Origin of the sequence: Bradyrhizobium sp. BRP56 (genome assembly GCF_020194035.1) — a bacterium.
Classification (GTDB): domain Bacteria; phylum Pseudomonadota; class Alphaproteobacteria; order Rhizobiales; family Xanthobacteraceae; genus Bradyrhizobium; species Bradyrhizobium australafricanum.
Genome location: NZ_JADYVV010000005.1, coordinates 144854 through 163464 on the forward strand (window position 1 = coordinate 144854; position 18611 = coordinate 163464).

Below are 18611 nucleotides of genomic sequence, written 5' to 3' on the forward strand. Positions count from 1 at the left end.
TAATTGCGCCGTCCGATCTGGGAGCCATCCGTGTTGAACCGATTCATAGTGACCCTCATGCTTTCTCAATTCGTATCGACCCTAGCCACTTCGACGGCCGGACTCGCCGCGGAAGCAAAAAACTACGGACCGCTGACGATTGAACGTCAAGGAAGCTTCTTCGTCGGAGGACGCGAGATAAAGAGCGATGCGCTGTCGACGATCCCGCAATTCATCTCGCAGGGCACCGTCGAGGTGGACCAGATGTACGTTCGTTATCAAATGCCTCTGCACCCCAAGCCTTATGCGATCACGCTGATCCACGGCTGCTGTCTGACCGGCAAAAGCTGGGAAACCGCGCCGGATGGACGGATGGGCTGGGACGAGTATTTCCTCCGCCGCGGCTTCAGTGTCTATGTCGTCGACCAATCCTGGCGCGGCAGGTCGGCTGCCAGTCCCGTTGCCGTGAACTCGGTGAAGACCCGCAAGCTGCCTCCGGATTCGCTGCCCGCTTTCATATCGGCCGGCCGGGAAGGGGCGTGGCCTCTGTTTCGCTTTGGGCCGGAATATCCGACTGCGTTCCCCGGTCTGCAGTTCCCGATCGAGGCGCAAGATGAGTTTTGGAAGCAGATGGTGCCCGACTGGAACTATTCGATGGCTCCGCCGGTGCCCACCGTCAAGGCTCTTGCCGAGCTGTCGCAGCGTATCAAGAGCACGATCCTGATCAGTCACTCCCAGTCCGGAATCTATCCCTTCCAGACCGCAGCGATGAATCCCAAGGGCATCGCGGGCATCATTTCGATCGAGCCAGGCGCATGCCCCGGCACAGACTTCAACATGTCGAGCCTCAAGGGGATTCCGATTCTCGTCCTCTTCGGAGACTTCGTTGAGAAATCCGAAGCCTGGTCCAAGAGGCTCCAGGGCTGCAAAGCGTTTGTGGGCGCGGCAAAAGAGGCTGGTGTTCAGGCCGAAGTCGTCTCCCTTCCTGATGTAGGCATACACGGCAACTCGCATATGCTGATGCAGGACAAGAACAATCTGCAGGTCGCCGATTGGTTGATCGATTGGACGGCCAAGCACGTCAAGTGAAGTCGCTGACGCCGCCTGACGTCGACACAATTGGCTCTTGAGAGATTGGGGCAGTGTCGAAATCCACGCAGCGTATGCCTGAGATTGGTGAAGCCGAGAATGCTCGGCTCGTTTGACCGCACGATAATTCGGCGGTGGTCTTAGTGTCCTTGTGGAGCTGGCGCTTGCCGGTTTCGGCCCGCGTCAGCTACGAGTGCGTTCGATTTGTCCTGAGCTATCTTTTGGATAGATATGGTCATCTAGATTATTGATAAGTGTTTGATACTAATGCCATTTACAGATTGCTCCTTGCAGTGCTTTACTTCGCTCAGTCGGAGCATTGCCCTCAAAGGGAGTTCCCAATGGATGTTAGCGATCTCAAAGTTTTCGAAGCGGTAGCTCGGTTGGGTAGCATGAACCGTGCAGCGCTGGAGCTGAACACGGTCCAATCGAACGTGACAGCCAAGATCCGTAATCTCGAGTTGGAGCTAGGCGTCCAACTATTCCAACGCCAAGCTCGCGGAGTGCAACTCACTCCTGCAGGGCGACGCCTGCTTCCTTTTTCGCCCAAATTGTCGAAGCTGCTTTCCGATGCCAAGACAGCTGCGCTAGACGACGGCTCTCCAAACGGAGAGCTGGAAATCGGGACCCTCGAAACGACGGCGGCGTTGCGACTGCCAACGGTTCTCGCGAACTTTGCTCGTACCTATCCCTTGGTTAGATTGGTCGTCACCACAGGCACCACCTGCAGTCTCGTCTCGGACGTTCTCGATTGCCGTCTAGATTCCGCCTTTGTCGCAGGCCCGATTGGCCATCCCGACCTCTTGCATACCCCGGTGTTTCGGGAAGAGCTCGTGCTGGTCGCTCCTAGATCGCTCCGTTCCTTGGAAGATCTTGGCTTCCTGCAGAATTTGCAGACAATCGTGTTTCGAATTGGATGCTCCTATCGGCTGCGATTGGACACATTCCTGGCGAGTCGCGGTCTCCTTGTGACCCAACCGCTGGAGTTCGGCTCCGTCGACGCCATATTGGGATGCATTGCCGCTGGAGTGGGTATTTCCTTGTTGCCGAAAGGAGTGGTTGCTTCCGCCTGGCGTGATGGGCGCGTGTCGATACATGAACTGGCCCCCGAAGACGCGATCGTAGAGACGGAGTTGATCCGCAGAAGGGACACCTATGTGTCAAGCGCCATGTCAGCTTTTTTGAACTGTCTGACCTCCGAGAGATTCCCGACACTTCAGGCCGCGGAATAGTTGGTCCGTATGTCGACCTGGATGAGGCAACTTTGTTTTTGCCTCGTTGGTACGAGGACTCTGGTCGTGCCTACCAGAAAGGGACAAGTGCCGTCGAACTGACGGCAACGTCGCAGATGGCCAATGGAGGTCTATGACAAACCTGAAATGATCGTCGTTGCACCGGAATTTCTGATCTTGGCCGCACGACGCGCAAGACCGAAGAGTGCTTCCTGTAAGGCCGCTCTCGCAGAAGGAGGGACGCCGATGACGGCGTCCCCCCAGTCCTACTCATCAGCTCATGGTCGGCATGACGAATTCGGCGCCAGCGCGGATTCCAGTCGGCCACCGCGTCGTGATCGTCTTCAGCTTGGTGTAGAATCGCACGCCCTCAGGACCATGCATATGATGGTCGCCGAAAAGGGACGCTTTCCAGCCGCCGAAGGAATGGAAGGCCATCGGAACTGGAATCGGGACGTTGATTCCGACCATTCCAACCTGAATCTGGTGCGCAAATTCTCTCGCTGCGTCACCGTCTCTGGTGAAGATCGCGGTGCCGTTGGCGAGTTCATGGCTGTTGATCAGGCCCGCAGCATCGTCATAGGATGCCGCGCGACTGACAGCGAGCACCGGACCGAAGATCTCTTCGCGATAGATCTTCATGTCCTTCGTCACATTGTCGAATAGCGTGCCGCCGACAAAGTAACCCTTCTCGTATCCCTGACGCCTGAAGTCGCGGCCGTCCACCACCAGCTTGGCACCCTCGGCGACGCCTGCATCGATATAGCTGCGCACCTTTTCAAGGTGCTGCTTGGTCACCAGCGGGCCCATTTCCGCCTCCGGATCGGTGCCCGGACCGATGTTCAGCGCGCGCACCTTCGGAGCCAGCTTCTCGATCAGCCTCTCGGCCGTTGTCTTGCCGACCGGCACGGCAACCGATATGGCCATGCAGCGCTCGCCAGCGGAGCCATAGGCTGCGCCCATCAGCGCGTCTACGGCTTGATCCATATCGGCATCCGGCATGACGATCATGTGGTTCTTCGCGCCGCCGAGTGCCTGGCAGCGCTTGCCGTGCGAAGTGGCGGTCTCGTAGATGTAGCGAGCGATCGGCGTCGAACCGACGAAGCTCACAGCAACCACGTCGGGGTTCGTGATGAGCGCGTCCACGACCTCCTTGTCACCTTGAACGACGTTGAAAACCCCATCCGGAAGGCCCGCTTCCTTCAGCCATTCGGCCATGATGAGCGAGGCGGATGGATCTCGCTCCGACGGCTTGAGCACAAAGGTGTTGCCGCAGGCAAGCGCGACCGGGAACATCCACATCGGAACCATGGCCGGAAAATTGAATGGTGTAATGCCGGTGACCACCCCAAGGGGCTGCCGGACCGAGTGGCTGTCCACTCGCGTGCCTACGTCTTCCGTCATCTCACCCTTGAGAAGCTGCGGCGCGCCGGTCGCGAACTCAACGACTTCCATGCCGCGCTGAATTTCGCCCCTGGCATCCGAGAGCACCTTTCCGTGCTCCGCGGTGATGACCTCGGCGAGTTGGTCTATTCTATCTTCGAGGATGCGGAGGAAACGGTTAAGGATGCGCGCGCGCCGGAGCGGTGTGGTGTTTGCCCAACCTGGAAAAGCCTTGCGGGCCGCTGACACGGCCGCATTGACGTCTTCGGCTGACGCCAGGCCAAGCGTTCCCGTCTGCTCACCCGTCGCAGGATTGAACACCGGCGAGGTTCGCTTGCTTCGGGATGGCGCCAACTTGCCGTTGATAAAATTTACGATAGTCGCGGACATGGATCTTCTCCCTACGGTGCTTGATCGGCTCAATGTGTTTCTTCTAAAATTGCGCATCAATCACAGAATGTGCGGCTTCGTTGTGCAGAAAGTGTAGTCGATGGATTGGGAGCGAATTCGGATTTTTCTCGAAGTGGCGCGAGCAGGGCAGATCCTGAAGGCGTCGAAGCACCTGAAACTGAATCACGCAACCGTCGCCCGTCAGCTCACTGCATTGGAGAAGAGTCTCAATGCCAGGCTGCTCGAGCGGCACACGTCCGGTTGTACGCTGACGCCAGCAGGGGAGGCTTTGGTCGGAGCCGCGGAACGCGCGGAAAGTGAATTTCTCAAGGTCGGCTCAACGATCGGGGCGGGCACGGAAGCGATAACCGGTACCGTCCGAGTGGGTGCCCCGGATGGCCTCGGCAATTACTTTCTCGCAGAGCAGTTGGGCGCGCTGGCGGCCCGACATCACGGGTTAGTCATCCAATTGGTGCCGCTTCCACGCACTTTCTCGTTGTCTCGCCGGGAGGCCGACATCGCCATCACCCTCGATCGACCAAAACAAGGCCGCCTCATCCTGTCGAAACTGACGGACTACACACTGAGCGTCTACGCTGCTCAGAGCTATGTCGCGCGCGAAGGTCCGATCGTCACTCAAGCCGACCTGGCTGGCCGCTTATTTGTTACCCATGTCGAGGACTTCGCTTACAGCCGTGCCCTGGACTACGCATCGTCGCTCGGACGTCTTATGTCGCGCCGCTACGAATGCGGAAGTGTTGTTGCGCAAATGGAGGCCGTTCGTAACGGTCACGGCGTGGGCATCCTGCACGACTACGCCGCCGTTCGCTTTCCCGAATTGACTCGCCTGCTTCCCGCCATTCGCTTTGTTCGAAGTTATTGGATCACATCGCATCCCGACACGCATGAGACGCAGCGCGTTCGGGAAGTTCACCGCTTTATCGCCGGCGCAGTTAAGGTGGCGAAAGCATCTTTCCAAGTCGGCTGACAATCACCGTCGTTGGCGCGCGCCTTCGCGAAATGGCCTTTATCACGCCCTCGCGCTTGAGCTGCCCGGGCCGCGGAACGAAGTCCAAGCGCCATCAATGAAAATGATAGGTATATCTCCATAAATCGCTTTAAGCGGCGGCCAACTACCTTAATGCTGCGGCGGATTTAGAACCTCTGAGAGGTGGCCGGGGCGGAAACCGCAGGCATTCTGGCGTCAAGCCAAGTCATTGAAGCGTCGTTTCCGTGTTGCAGCCATTGGGATTTCAAGGATCAACCCCGCGCGGCCGAGGCAATACCGCGCCCGAGCACGCAATCATCAGGATGAAGATCAAATGACCAACCAAACTCCCGAAACGACAATCGGCGTCGATCATGTTGGGCTCACGGTGCGCGAGCTCGAAACGACGCGGCGCTTCTTCTGCGATTGTCTCGGGTGGAAAGTCGTCGGTGGAAATCCGAGCTATCCAGCTGTCTTCGTATCGGACGGTCACGCAAGGGTTACGCTTTGGCAAGTGCAGCAGCCCGACACTTGTGTGTCGTTCGACCGCAAGCGGAACCTTGGTCTGCATCATCTCGCGCTTAAGGTCGGCTCTCTGACTGGGCTTCAGAGTCTCTACGAACGCGTTGCGGCCTGCCCGGCAGTCATTGTCGAATTTGCGCCCGAGTTGCTAGGAAATGGTCCGAAGACGCATTTCATGATTCAGGAGCCTGGCGGCGTGCGTCTGGAGTTCGCTTGCGATCCAGCCAATCGCTAGGCCAAACTTGCGCCTTCGCTTGTGAAAGCCGGGCAGGTGCGCCGGTGCGAAGGTCGATAGGGCTAGCCCGGAAGTCGGCCGGCGCAGAGCCCGCCTACGCCCCCGCTGGATCGATCGGCCAGCAAGCCTGCGGCCCGATATCTGAAAGGCAGATAGGCACGATCACTTCTAATCGTTTTCCTACACGAGCGTTTTTGGCCCAATTCAAGGAAAAAGCATCCCCCGCGAACAAGAGGAAGCGACAGTGATCAAGACAAGACTTACGCAATTTTTCGGAATCAGCCACCCGATCATTCTCGCGCCGATGACGCCGGCAGCGGGCGCGGATCTGGCCCAAGCCGTCGCGGAAGCCGGAGGCCTCGGCCTATTGGGAGGAGGCTATGGAGAGCGAGCGTGGCTCGAAGCTGAGTCCGCCAAAGTGACGCGTAGCGATGTCGGTTGTGGCTTCATTACCTGGTCGATGGCGCAGCAGCCCGATCTCCTGGACTTTGCAATAGAGCGCCACCCGCGCGTGATCATGCTGTCCTTCGCGGACCCCGCTCCATTTGCACCGCGCATCAAAAAGGCTGGCGTGCCGCTGATCTGTCAGGTTCACACCGTGGAACAGGCGCTCCAGGCGGCGGATGTCGGGGCCGATATCGTCGTTGCGCAAGGCACGGAGGTGGGTGGACACGGCCAGATCGCCCGCTCAACGCTTCCTTTTGTTCCGACTGTCGTCGATGCGTTGAGCAAGCACGCGCCGAACGTCTTCGTGGTTGCCGCCGGCGGGATCGCGGATGGCCGCGGCTTGGCGGCAGCACTAATGCTTGGTGCCGAGGGGGCATTATTGGGAAGCAGGTTCTGGGCGACGCAGGAGTCTCTTATCCATCCCAATGCCAAAGCCAAGGTCGTCGCAGCGACCGGGGATGAAACGATTCGCACAAGCGTCTACGACATCGTCAGAAAGAAGGCGTGGCCTGACGGCTATACCGGCCGTTTGATGAAGAACGAATTTATCGAGAAATGGCACGGCCGGGAAGCAGAGCTCCGCTCGCTGCAGGAGAGCGAACTCGTGAAGGTCGAAGCAGCGGCGGAGCAGGGCGACTATGACGTAGCTAACGTCACGGTCGGCGAATCGATTAGGCTTATCGGCGACTTGCCTCGCGCTGCGGACGTTGTCCGGCGCGTGACTCACGAAGCATGGGTGCAGCTGAACAAGTACGCGGCGCCAATGGAAACCGCAGCGTGACCTTCAGGTCGCGGCGTTCGTGCCAAAAGTGAAGTTCGGTGATTCCAATTCCAGGGCTCTCTCTGCGGTTCGGAGAGGATCATCGTCTGACGCTCAGGACCGCAGCGGCGGTAGGTGTCGATGCGTTTCGCGATTATTTCAAATCGCTCAGCGACACCTCCCGCTTCTGTCGTTTCCTCACACCGGCGAGCATTGCCTCGTTGGTCGAGGCGAGCGCCGCCACGAAGTGGCGGGCCGATAGGTTTGTGCTGTTGCTACACGAACCCGGGGCGGCGCGGCAGGTTGTGATTGCGGAGCTCAATTGCGGCTATCAGGGTTCGACCAACGCGATGGAGTTTGCGCTATCCGTATCCGATGCCTGGCAGGGACGGGGGATAGGACAGGCCCTGGTGCGATGGTTAGAGGGTCGAGCCAGGGAGCGCGGCGCAGTCTGCCTCTACGGCGACACGTTCCGATCAAATGGCGCGGCGCTCGCTCTAGCGCGCAAGCTGGAGTTTCTCACGCTGAACCATCACGCCGACTGGCAACTTGTGAGATGCGAAAAGATGATCGGGAAGGCAGAGCCTTACGACCTTGGCGCGATCATTGTCGACTGTGACGATAAATAGTGATTTGTCCGACCGCAATCACAGATCACATTGATGCCCAGGAACACAGATTGACACCGCACTGCGCGGTATCTGCATAAAATCATGGCATGACGCGCAGAAACTGATGGGGAACGATCATTACGCTAGATGGCCCTCTCACTTCATTTCGTTTGTTGCGAGGGGGGCGACGGACACAATCTTTCAACAATGATCATGGTTCTGTTGGGAGATTTTGAAATGCTAAAGGTGGATGCGTGCAGTCCTTCACAAATGGCCGTCGACGGCAATGGCCTCCGGTTTTGGCTGTGTGGTGCCGTTATCATTATCTATTTCGCTTGCTTCATCTCGCTGCTGTCCGCTTCACGATCCGCCGCGGCATCCGTCCAGGCTACGGGCATCTCTACCCCTTCGATCCTCTTGATCATCGGCTGCATGCTGGCGTCCATCGCGACAACTGCAATCTTTGTGTTCGTCCGCCGGGCCAATTGATATGTCTAAGGTTATATCGCCTTTCTCTTGCGTCTCGATTGGCCTGATAGCGATATTGACGGGCGCCAACGAAGCGCAAGCCGCCGGCTCAGCCGTGGTGGGCTCACAGGCAACAACATTCGCGTTTTTTGGAATCTTCCTGGCGATCACCCTGGCCGTGTGTGCTTGGGCTGCTCGTCAAACGAGTTCGACCGATGAATACCTCGCCGCATCGAATTCAGTGACTGCGACGCAAAACGGTTTTGCCATCGCCGGCGACTATATGTCCGCCGGCGCGTTCTTGGGGCTGACGGGCGCGATCTACGCTTCAGGCCTCGACGGGTTCTTCTTGGCCGCGACATATCTCGCAAGCTGGCCGGTCGTGCTGTTTCTTGTTGCTGAACCGCTACGCAGACTAGGGCGCTATTCGCTGGCCGATGTCTTGGCGCACAAGCTGAACGAACGGCCGATTCGGGTTCTCTCTGCGGCCTGCTCTCTGACAATCATCTGCTTCTATCTGGTGGCGCAACTGGTCGGAGCGGGAGAGCTCCTGGGGTTGTTGGTAGGCATATCCTATCGCGCCGCCGTCCTCGGCGGTGGCGCTCTGATGATCGTACTCGCGATCTTTGGCGGCATGCGAGGAGCGACCTGGGTGCAGATCATCAAAGCCGTCTTGATGCTGATCAGCGGTGCCGTCATCGCCACACTGTGCCTGTCGAGATTTGGACTTGATCTGGGCGAGCTGCTGCACCGAGCGTCGGGCGCGCACCCATCTGGTCAGCAGATTCTCAATATCCGCGGATTCGCTCGCGACGGGATTGCGACGACCTCTCTTGCAATCGGTGTTCTGTTCGGCACGGCAGGGTTGCCCCATATCCTGATGCGCTTCCTTACGGTGCGTGACGAGCGGGCGGCAAGACTCTCGGTCTTCTACGCGACATGCCTGATCGGGTTGTTCTTCATCATGCTTCTCCCAATCGGCTTCGGCAGCATTTCGCTTCTGCGCGACGCCTCTAGGCACCTGGCGCCCGACGGCAGCGTGTTGGGGGGAACGAACATGGTGGCGATCCATCTTGCAGAAATCGTCGGTGGCTCAGCGTTGATGGGCTTTGTTACAGCAGTTGCCTTCGCCACAATCCTTGCCGTTGTATGCGGGCTGCTCATTGCCGGCGCTTCCGCTGCCACCAACGATCTCATTGCAGGGCTGAGAGGACGGCCGCTCGACGAACGGTCGAAGTTGATCACCGTGCGTTTCACCGCGGCGATACTGGGCGTCATCGCCGTTGTTCTGGCAATCGCGTTCGAAGGACAGAACGTCGCCTATCTCATCGCAATGGCGACGTCGATAGCCGCCAGCGCAAACTTCCCGCTCTTGATCCTGGCAATATATTGGCCAAGGCTCTCGACCGCGGGAGCTCTTGCGGGAGGTGCGTTTGGCCTGCTCTCCTCGGTGACGCTGACCGTCATGGGGCCGACTGTTTGGACGAAGGTGTTGGGCCTCGGTTTGGCTCCGTTTCCCTACGACTCCCCGGCAATTCTGACCGTGCCAGCGGCCTTCCTCGTCTGTTTCGTCGTCTCAATCCTCAAGCGACCGGTGATGGATTTGGCTTCCGTCGACCTGGTGAACTGAGCACCAATAAAGCCAACACGGGGAAACACCATGCTTACCAAGAATACGACCGCAACTCCGACCGTTGACGCGATCGCCGCGTTCGCTTCACGCGCATCCAAGAAGTCGTTGAAGGCCGATACGCGAAAGGTCTTCAAACGCAACATCCTGGATAGCCTCGGCTGCGCTATCTCGGCGCTTCCGGGAGCCCCCTTCACGGCACTTCGTGACCAGTTCGCCGAATATCGTTCCGGCGGCAGCTGCACCCTGATAGGCGGCGGGAGGACGGCGCCGGACCAAGCGGCACTCTACAACTCCGGTCTCGTTCGCTATGTCGATCTGCTCGACAGCTACATGTCGCCGGGTGGTCTCTGCCACCCTAGCGATAACTTCGGCGCGATCCTTGCCGCTGCGGAGCATGTGAAGGCCTCAGGCGAGGATTTCATGCTGGCGCTTGCCGTGGCTTACGAGATCCAGTGCCGCATCACGGCGGTCGTTCCCGTGATGGCAAAGGGTTTCAACCATGCCATCCAGCTAGCCATGTCGTCGGCTGCCGGAGCTGGAAAGCTGTTCGGTCTTACCGACCATCAGATCGCCAATGCCATCTCGATCGCAACGGTGGATAACATCTCGCTCACTTGTGTTCACGTCGAACCCGTGTCGCAGTGGAAGGGCTTCTCTCCTGGCATGACCGGAATGCGAGCCGTCTATGCCGCATCGTTGGCGAAGCGCGGCTTTACGGGACCATCCGGACTGTTCGAAGGGCCGAATGGCCTGCTTCGTATGTTCGACCAGAACATCGACATCGATTGGTCCGACGACTCGCTCGATGTCGTAAAGCTGACGGTCATGAAGAAGTTCTGTTCGCTTATTCATGGGCAGCCGGTCCTCGAGGCTGTTCTCAAGCTCAAGCGCGACAACGGATTGGGCGCCAAGGACGTCAAGCACGTTCGCTGCGACATCTTCCAGACCGGGTATGACATTGCCGGAGGCGGCGCGTTCGGTCCAAAGGATGATCCGCAAACGAAGGAGCAGGCGGATTACAATCTGAAGTACCTGATCGCCGCGGCCTTTCTCGACGACAAGGTCGGACCTGATCAGCTCGAGGCCGAGCGGGTCCGAGCCGCCGACGCGCATGAGTTGTTGCGGCGCGTAGAAGTGAGGCCCGACGACGTATTCACGTCGCGCTATCCGCACGAACTCAACGCGCGCCTTACGGTCGAGACGGTCGACGGACGAACTCTGGTACGCGAGCAACTCGGATATGAGGGAGGTCTTGCGAAGCCGCTGTCCTGGGGGCGGACCGTGGAGAAGTTCCATTGGCTCAGCGAACCCTTCGCCGATTCCGAGCTGCGCAACAATATCATCGAAGCCGTCGCGAACATCGATCAAAATTCCATCGAGTACCTGATGGGATTGCTGGGGCGAGCAAGCCCAAAGGCTGTCTTCAGAGCCAGCCATCCGGGCATCCAGTAACGAGCAATTACCAAGGGAGAGAAATAATGTCGATGATCTCGTGCGACATGCGCTTCGGTCGAAGCGATGAGCAGAAGAGAGCGCTATCCGCCGCGTTGCTTCGAGTGGTCAGCGAGGCCACCGGGGAGCGCCCCGACGATATCTTCTTTGTGATTCGCGAGGGGCGCGGAATCAATTTCGTCGAACACGGACAACACCTGCCCGAATTCGTCGAGGGCGCAGCCAACGACAAAGAGCTGATCGCGAAGCTCAAGTAAACGACGGAGGATAGAGAAGTGCCATTCATCCAGTGCCACATTCCGAGCGGCCTGACGAAAGCCAGGAAAACACAGCTGATCCGGGATATCGTCAAGGTGACCAACCAGTCCATCGGTTCAGACCCCAAGATCATCAACGTGCTTCTGACCGAGCACGCCCCCGAAAACATGAGCATATCCGGGCGTATTCACGGTGAGGAAGCCGGCAAGGCGGAGCCTGTCGGCACTTAGGGCGTCAGGCCGCATCAGTTTGATTGCTCATATCTCGACCGAACCAGTCAACGAGCGACATCGCGGTGTACCCGTGTCGCTCGTTGTCGTATTCTTCCGGGGATCGCTCCTGGTTCAGGGAGCTAGCCGTGAGCAAGCAATCGCGTAGTAGACGATAGGTGGTACACGGCGGTGGTCACAATATCCGGCCGAGCTTTTCGAGAATCCTTGTTTTCGGCGGGTTTCGGCGCAATCGCGGCGCAGGGGAAGAGCGTCCCACTCTCTCCGCCCCACTGCTTCTACTCTGCATTCAACCGTTCGAAGTGCAGCAAGGGTAAGCGTCCCTTCATTTCCAACTCTTCTTAGCGTTATGACTTGTGGCTTTGCTGCAGGTTGGCAGTGCAGGGAACGGGCTAGTAGCGGGCTTTCCTAGCGCGGTCGTCTAACATAGAAAACGGCGGCACCGCCGCTCGACCGGTTCTGCACCGAAAACTATTCGCAGTGAGCCTCAACCAATCGTCCATGAGATGGACGTTCCCACGCACGTGCTGTCAGGCCTTGCCGCGCGGGAGTTCGACATTACGCCGGTACACCCGAGGCCATGCATCGATGCTGGCGAGACCCGAAGTCCCGCGGAGCATAAATCCTAACAAACTCTCGTTTTCGGCCAAGGCGGCCTTTATGCGGGCGAGGGGGCGGCTTCTCCAAAATTGCTCTGGATTTGCCGCGACGTGCTGGTAAATCATGTGATTTATATGCATAGTATTGGCCCGCTTGCATCGCTGGGAACGTAACGTGACGTCCGAAAACAACGCCTTGAAGATTGGACCGCGCCTCCGGTGTGCCCGGTTGTCCAAGGGGCTGCGCATGAGAGACCTGGCGCAGGTCGTCGGATGTGACGAGAGCATGATTTCCAAGATCGAGGCCGGCAAGGTCATGCCGTCGCTGCCCATGCTCGACAAGATGGTCCACGCGCTCGACCGAGACATGGCCTCGTTTTTTGGCCTAAAGATCGATGACTACAAGCTGGTGCAGAAGCCCGAGGACCGGCTCAAGGTGCCGGTAGACGCACTGCGCGGCGGCACCGGTGTGACCTATGAGCGATTGGTGCCGATCGCCGCGGGCAATTTGCTCGAGGGCAACATTCATGTGGTCGCCCCGGGCGGCGGGAAGGTCGACCTCATCACCCATCAGGGCGAAGCCGTCGGCTACCTCGTGTCCGGAACCATCGAACTCACCGTCGACGACACCACATATCTGATGACGGCCGGCGACTCCTTCTTCTTCAAGGCTTATCTGACCAACAATTATCGCAATGTCGGGCAGGACGAAGCGCGGATCGTCTGGGTCAACACGCCGCAGGTCCACTGAGGTGATCGCGCCAGTGCATGAATTGGATGCATGTGGCGAAAACTGAAGCAGCGATGGCTCAACGTCGCTTCTTTTTTAGCGCGAGCGCGACGGCGTTGCATCCCAAAAAATCTCCAATTCGAGAACTTGCCAGCTCGATCACCGGAATGACCGAGCTGGCATAACGCTTGCTTAACCTTTTGCATGACTGTGATGCATGTCGATTGCCCCCGGCTGCATCTGACATCGATGGGGCCCGATCACGTTGATGCGCTCCGGCAGCGATGCCGTCGCTTCGGTGAGTAACGGCAGGCGAACCGCTGATGGCTTTCGTTTGGAAACGTTTGCTGGGCACCATCCCGAGCCTGATCGGAGTTGTCGTTCTCACGTTCTTCATCTCGCACGCGCTGCCCGGCGACCCCGCGGCGTTCTTCGCTGGGCCCGCCGCGAACGCCGCATCGATCGAAAACATCCGCGCCACGCTTGGACTCGACCGTCCGTTGCCAGTGCAGTTCCTGCACTATGTGATTGACCTCGCGCACGGCAATCTCGGCCGTTCGCTCACTACCGGCCAACCGGTGCTGACCGATCTGGTCGAACGATTGCCAGCGTCGCTCGAGTTGTCATCCTTTGCGCTGCTGTTTGCGATCGGCATCGCCATCCCAATGGGCGTGTGGGCCGCGACCCGGATCAACGGCGGGGTCGATCACGCCTGCCGCGGGCTGGTCACCGTGAGTGCTGCGTTCCCGACCTTCTTCGTTGGCCTGCTGTTCGTCTACATCTTCTATTTCTTGCTCGGCTGGGCGCCGCAGCCGCTCGGCCGCCTCAACGAAATCGCCTTCTCGCCGCCGCCACGCGTCACCGGCGCCTACACCATCGACGCCCTCATTGCGGGTGACTGGCCGGTGCTGCGCGCGGCCTTGTCCCAGCTGATTCTGCCCGCGATATCACTAGGCCTGTTCGCGCTGGCGCCGATCGCGCGCATCACGCGCGCTGCGATGCTGGAGGCGCTGGGCAGCGACTTCATCCGCACCGCGCGCGCCAGCGGACTGCCGGTCCGTAAGATCCTGATGACCTACGCATTCCGCAACGTGCTGCTGCCCGTGAGCAGCGTGCTTGGCATGGTGTTCTCGTTCCTGCTGGGCTCGAACGTCCTGATCGAACAGGTGTTCGGCTGGCAGGGCGTCGGTGCCTATGCGGTGTCGGCCGTGATCGCCTCCGATTACGCCGCGGTGCAGGGCTTCGTCCTGATGATGGCGGTGCTCTACGTTCTGCTCAATCTCGCTGTCGACATCTTCGCGACGCTGGTCGACCCCCGCGTCCGGTACGAGGGCTGAGCGATGAGTCTCGTTACGCTCGCCCGCAACACCGGTTATGCCTTCGGCGAAAATCGCCTGACAGTGGTCGCCGTGATCATTCTGGCGCTGCTCGCGCTGTTCGCGATCTTTGGCCCCTATATCGCGCCCTATGATCCGCTGCTGACCTCCGCCACCACCAAGCTGGCGCGACCCAGCGCGCTGCATCCGTTCGGCACCGATGCGCTCGGCCGAGACATCCTCAGCCGCGTCATCGTGGCGACACGCCTCGACCTCGGCATGGCGGTTTCGGCGGTAGCGCTGTCGTTCGTAGTGGGCCTCGCGCTGGGCTCTATGGCCGGCTATTTCGGCGGCTGGACCGACCGCATCATTGGCCGCGCCATGGACACCATTATGGCGTTCCCGCTGTTCGTGCTGGCGATGGGCATCGTGGTGGCGCTCGGCAACAGCGTCGCCAACATCATCATCGCCACGATGATCATCAACCTGCCGTTCTACTGCCGCTTCGCGCGCGCCGAGGTCAACGTGCGGCGCGAGCTCGGCTATGTCGAGGCGGCGCGCATGGGCGGCAACGGACCGCTGCGCGTCCTCGTCAACCACATCGTGCCGAACATTCTGCCGCCGATGATGGTGCAGGCCTCGCTCAACATGGGCTGGGCGATCCTCAACGCCGCCGGCCTGTCCTTCATCGGGCTCGGGGTGCGGCCGCCGACGCCGGAGTGGGGCATCATGGTGTCGGAAGGCGCCAGCTACATCATCTCCGGCGAGTGGTGGGCCTTCATGTTTCCCGGCGCCGCGCTCGTGCTTGCGGTGTTCTCGTTCAATATGCTTGGCGACGGACTGCGTGACCTGCTCGATCCGAGGAAGCGCGTCTGATGGCACAGCTCGAGATCGACGACCTCTGCCTGGAATTCCGCACCCGTCACGGAGTGGTGCGGGCACTCGACAGCGTGAGCCTGTCCGTGACGCGCGGCGAGATCGTCGGCGTGGTCGGTGAGAGCGGATCCGGAAAGTCGGTTACCGCCTACACCGTCATGGGCCTCAACGATGAAGCCGCGCGAATCACCAAGGGCAGCATCACGATGGGCGGAATCGATCTTCTGGCTGCGCGGCCAGAGGCCATGCGCGAGATTCGCGGGCGCGAGATGGCGATGATTTTTCAGAGCCCCCGTACGGCGCTCAATCCGATCCGCAAGATCGGCAAGCAGATTGAGGATGTGCTGCAAGAACATGCCGGCTTGCCGAGCCGCGATCTCAGGAAGGCGGCCATAGCGGCCCTGGCGCGTGTCCGCATTCCCGATCCGGAACGTCGGGCAGAGGCCTATCCGTTCGAGCTCTCGGGCGGGATGTGCCAGCGCGTGATGATCGCGATGGCGCTGGCCTGCACGCCATCCGTGCTGATCGCTGATGAGCCCACGACGGGGCTCGATGTGACGACGCAAGCCGTGATCATGGATCTCATCAGGGAGATGAGCCGGTCGACGCGGATGTCGACGCTGCTGATTACGCACGATCTCGGCCTTGCCGGCGAATATTGCGACCGGATCGCGGTCATGCATGCCGGGCACATCGTCGAGATCGGGACGACTGAGGCGCTCCTGCAGCATCCGGCACATCCCTATACACGCCAGTTGCTGGCCGCCACGCCCGTTCCGGAGTCGCGTCTCGACGACCTTAACGCCATTCCCGGTCATCTGCCCGATCTGCGCGGCGCGTTGCCGCCGTGCCGCTTCAGCGGTCGCTGTGAGCGGCGGCAGCCGATCTGTGACGAGGCGGAGCTGTCATGGACCGAATTGTCTCCCGCGCACCTCGTGCGCTGCCGGTTTCCGCTGTCATGACGCCGCTGCTCGAAGTCAAATCACTGTCCAAGTTTTACCCGATCAAGCGGGGAGGGCGCGGCGCGCGGCTGCGTGCGGTCGACGATGTGGATCTAACAATCGGTGCCGGCGAAAGCGTCGGCCTGGTCGGCGAGTCCGGCTGCGGCAAATCCACCATGGTTCGCCTGCTTGGCCGGCTGATCGATCCGACGGTCGGCCGGGTCCTGATCGGTGGTGAGGATCTCACCGCCGTGACGCAAGCGCAGTTTGCGGCCTCGCCGAGGCGGCGGCGCATTCAAGTCGTGTTCCAGGACGCGACAGAAAGCCTCAATCCCTCATTCCGCGCTTTTCAGGCGATCGCTGATCCGTTGAAGCGGCTACTCGGCATGACCAACGGCGCTGAGCTGGACGAGCGCGTGCGCGCCACGGCCGCGCTGGTCGGATTGCCGGAAGAGCTGCTGCAGCGTTACCCGCATCAGTTGTCGGGCGGCCAGCGCGCGCGCGTCGGCATCGCGCGTGCCGTCGCAGTCGAACCCTCGCTGTTAATCCTCGATGAGCCGACCTCTGCGCTCGACGTGTCGGTCCAGGCCGTGATCCTGCGGTTGCTCGCCGACCTGCGCGCGCGGCTGTCGATGAGCTATTTGTTCGTGTCGCACGATCTCAACGTGGTGCGGCTTCTCTGCTCGCGCGTGGTCGTGATGTATCTCGGCAAGATCGTCGAAATCGCGCCGGCCGAGACGCTCTTCACTGCGCCGCGTCACCCCTACACGCAGGCACTGGTTGCCGCGATCCCGGATCCGGCGAGGCGCGGCGAAGCGCGGGTCAGGCTCGACGGAAGTCCAAGCAGCCCAATCGACCCGGATCCCAACGTCTGTCGCTTCTACGGCCGCTGTCCGAAGGGGGCCGATATTTGCAGCAGGGCCATGCCGACACTTCGCGCGGTTGGCCCGGACCATTTCGCCGCCTGCCATTTTGCTCCTTCACCGCCTGGAGAAACCGATGAGTGCTGACAACGAGATCTGCCGTATGGACGCCATGACCGTCGCGGCGAAAGTCAGGGACAAGACGCTTTCCGCTGCTGAGGTCACTGAAGCCGTTCTGCGCCGGATGGAGAAGGTCGAACCGCACATCCATGCCTTCTGCACGCCGACGCCCGATGTAGCGCGCGCCGCCGCAGCTGCAGTCGATGCCAAGATCGCAGCCGGCAAGGATCCGGGCCTGCTGGCGGGCGTGCCGATCGGAATCAAGGATCTCGTCGCCACCAAGGACATCCTGACCGTGATGGGCTCGCCCCTCTATCGGGACTTCGTGCCTGATGAGGACGACATCGTGGTCGAGCGGCTGAAGGACGCTGGCGCCGTGATCATCGGCAAGACCAACGTGCCTGAGTTCGGTTACAGCGGCGTCGGTCACAACCCGGTTTTCCCGGCGACGCGCAATCCCTGGAATCTCGACATGACATCCGGCGGATCGAGCGCCGGCTCGGGTGCTTCGGTTGCGGCGGGCGTCGCGCCGTTTGCGATCGGTTCGGATGGCGGCGGATCGATCCGGATTCCGTCGGCGCTTTGCGGGCTGTACGGGATCAAGGCCTCGATGGGCCGGGTGCCGCTCTACCCGGGTTGCCGCGATGAGCGCTATCCCGGTGTGTCGAGCTGGGAATCGCTCGAACACGTCGGCCCGATGAGCCGGACCGTGGCCGACTCGGCGCTGATGCTCAAGGTGATCACCGGACCCGACCCGCGCGATCGCTATTCGATTCCGGCCGCCGACTTCGACTATGTCGCCGCCACCAAGGAAAGCATCAAGGGCCTTCGCATCGCCTATAGCGAAGACTGGGGCTATGCGCCGGTCGACCCGGAGGTGCGCCGCGTCGTCTCCGAGGCGGTGCGCGTGTTCGAGACCGACCTCGGCTGCACAGTCGAGCGCGCCAGTCCCGGATGGGACGATCCGTTCCCGCAATTCTGGACCATCGTTGCCGGCGACACTGATCTCACCGGCATGCGCCGCATGATGAAAGGGCGCGAAAAAGAAATGTCGCCGCACCTCGTCGCCCTGCTGGAGCGGCAGTGGACGGCGGAAGAATTCACCGACGCCAAGATGATGCGGCAGATGGTCTGCAACCGCATGTGGCGGTTCATGGCCAACTACGACCTCCTGATCACGCCGACGCTCGCAGTGCCGGCGTTCCCGCTCTACATGCAGGGCCCCGAGATCATCGAAGAGAAGATGGTCACGACCGGCGACTGGCTCTGCTTCACGTTCATCTGCAACCTGACCGGTCAGCCGGCAGCGACCATTCCCGCTGGCTTCACCAAAACCGGCTTGCCGGTTGGCATGCAGATCATCGGCCGCCATCTGGCGGACCGCACCGTGCTCGCAGCGTCTGGAGCGTTCGAACAAGCGCGTCCATGGGCTCACCAATGGCCGAAGCTGCTGGGTGACCTCGGTCTCTGATGCTGCCGTCACGTTCCC

At 60.4% G+C, this 18611-nt stretch carries 18 protein-coding genes; 17 read left to right on the top strand and 1 reads right to left on the bottom strand.

The genetic code is table 11. The features are described 5' to 3' along the window. Positions 1–30: 30 nt before the first annotated feature. Together I6F38_RS06040 and I6F38_RS06045 are read left to right on the top strand one after the other, a co-directional pair. Positions 31–1068 carry an esterase gene (locus I6F38_RS06040; protein ID WP_225159441.1) on the top strand — a complete coding sequence of 346 codons (1038 nt, stop codon included), beginning with the start codon at positions 31–33 and terminating at the stop codon, positions 1066–1068. Positions 1069–1409: 341 nt separating this feature from the next. Continuing rightward, positions 1410–2300: a LysR family transcriptional regulator gene (locus tag I6F38_RS06045; RefSeq protein ID WP_035634220.1), complete on the top strand. Its 891-nt coding sequence runs from the start codon at positions 1410–1412 to the stop codon at positions 2298–2300. A 273-nt stretch (positions 2301–2573) separates the two neighbouring features. Here the strand turns inward: I6F38_RS06045 and I6F38_RS06050 are convergent, their stop codons facing one another. Beyond that, the gene (locus I6F38_RS06050; RefSeq protein ID WP_225159442.1) at positions 2574–4073 is read right to left on the bottom strand and encodes a CoA-acylating methylmalonate-semialdehyde dehydrogenase; all 1500 of its coding nucleotides are present in this window, start codon (positions 4071–4073) and stop codon (positions 2574–2576) included. 100 nt (positions 4074–4173) lie between these two features. On the opposite strand from I6F38_RS06050, the gene I6F38_RS06055 reads away from it, so the two are divergent. The 15 genes from I6F38_RS06055 (at position 4174) to I6F38_RS06125 (ending at position 18593) form a co-directional block, all read left to right on the top strand. Next, the gene (locus I6F38_RS06055; RefSeq protein WP_225159445.1) at positions 4174–5061 is read left to right on the top strand and encodes a LysR family transcriptional regulator; all 888 of its coding nucleotides are present in this window, start codon (positions 4174–4176) and stop codon (positions 5059–5061) included. 334 nt (positions 5062–5395) lie between these two features. Then, complete coding sequence (locus I6F38_RS06060; protein ID WP_069277462.1) at positions 5396–5818, top strand: VOC family protein; 423 nt, start codon at positions 5396–5398, stop codon at positions 5816–5818. Between the two features lie 244 nt (positions 5819–6062). Continuing rightward, positions 6063–7046 carry a nitronate monooxygenase gene (locus I6F38_RS06065; protein WP_225159447.1) on the top strand — a complete coding sequence of 328 codons (984 nt, stop codon included), beginning with the start codon at positions 6063–6065 and terminating at the stop codon, positions 7044–7046. Between the two features lie 38 nt (positions 7047–7084). Then, positions 7085–7654, top strand: coding sequence for a GNAT family N-acetyltransferase (locus I6F38_RS44200; RefSeq protein ID WP_081334696.1), 570 nt, complete (start codon positions 7085–7087; stop codon positions 7652–7654). A gap of 189 nt (positions 7655–7843) precedes the next feature. After that, on the top strand, positions 7844–8125 hold the full coding sequence (locus tag I6F38_RS06075) for a hypothetical protein (RefSeq protein ID WP_069277460.1): 282 nt from the start codon (positions 7844–7846) through the stop codon (positions 8123–8125). A 55-nt stretch (positions 8126–8180) separates the two neighbouring features. Next, entirely contained in the window at positions 8181–9734 is a 1554-nt protein-coding gene (locus tag I6F38_RS06080) for a sodium/solute symporter (RefSeq protein WP_196238265.1), read from the top strand. Positions 9735–9764: 30 nt separating this feature from the next. Beyond that, positions 9765–11189, top strand: coding sequence for an MmgE/PrpD family protein (locus tag I6F38_RS06085; RefSeq protein WP_081334694.1), 1425 nt, complete (start codon positions 9765–9767; stop codon positions 11187–11189). Between the two features lie 26 nt (positions 11190–11215). Next, complete coding sequence (locus tag I6F38_RS06090; RefSeq protein WP_069277457.1) at positions 11216–11446, top strand: tautomerase family protein; 231 nt, start codon at positions 11216–11218, stop codon at positions 11444–11446. An 18-nt stretch (positions 11447–11464) separates the two neighbouring features. Further along, positions 11465–11677, top strand: coding sequence for a tautomerase family protein (locus I6F38_RS06095; protein WP_028344980.1), 213 nt, complete (start codon positions 11465–11467; stop codon positions 11675–11677). A 774-nt stretch (positions 11678–12451) separates the two neighbouring features. Beyond that, on the top strand, positions 12452–13027 hold the full coding sequence (locus I6F38_RS06100) for a cupin domain-containing protein (RefSeq protein ID WP_225159470.1): 576 nt from the start codon (positions 12452–12454) through the stop codon (positions 13025–13027). A 299-nt stretch (positions 13028–13326) separates the two neighbouring features. Then, on the top strand, positions 13327–14343 hold the full coding sequence (locus tag I6F38_RS06105; RefSeq protein WP_028344978.1) for an ABC transporter permease: 1017 nt from the start codon (positions 13327–13329) through the stop codon (positions 14341–14343). A gap of 3 nt (positions 14344–14346) precedes the next feature. After that, a complete protein-coding gene (locus I6F38_RS06110; protein ID WP_069277456.1) occupies positions 14347–15198 on the top strand; it encodes an ABC transporter permease in 852 nt (283 codons plus the stop codon). Next, the gene (locus tag I6F38_RS06115; RefSeq protein ID WP_028344976.1) at positions 15198–16160 is read left to right on the top strand and encodes an ABC transporter ATP-binding protein; all 963 of its coding nucleotides are present in this window, start codon (positions 15198–15200) and stop codon (positions 16158–16160) included. The genes I6F38_RS06110 and I6F38_RS06115 overlap by 1 nt, the downstream gene beginning before the upstream one ends. Further along, a complete protein-coding gene (locus I6F38_RS06120; RefSeq protein WP_225159448.1) occupies positions 16106–17149 on the top strand; it encodes an ABC transporter ATP-binding protein in 1044 nt (347 codons plus the stop codon). Before I6F38_RS06115 ends, I6F38_RS06120 begins: the two co-directional genes overlap by 55 nt. Next, entirely contained in the window at positions 17139–18593 is a 1455-nt protein-coding gene (locus I6F38_RS06125; protein WP_225159449.1) for an amidase, read from the top strand. Before I6F38_RS06120 ends, I6F38_RS06125 begins: the two co-directional genes overlap by 11 nt. Positions 18594–18611 lie beyond the last annotated feature (18 nt).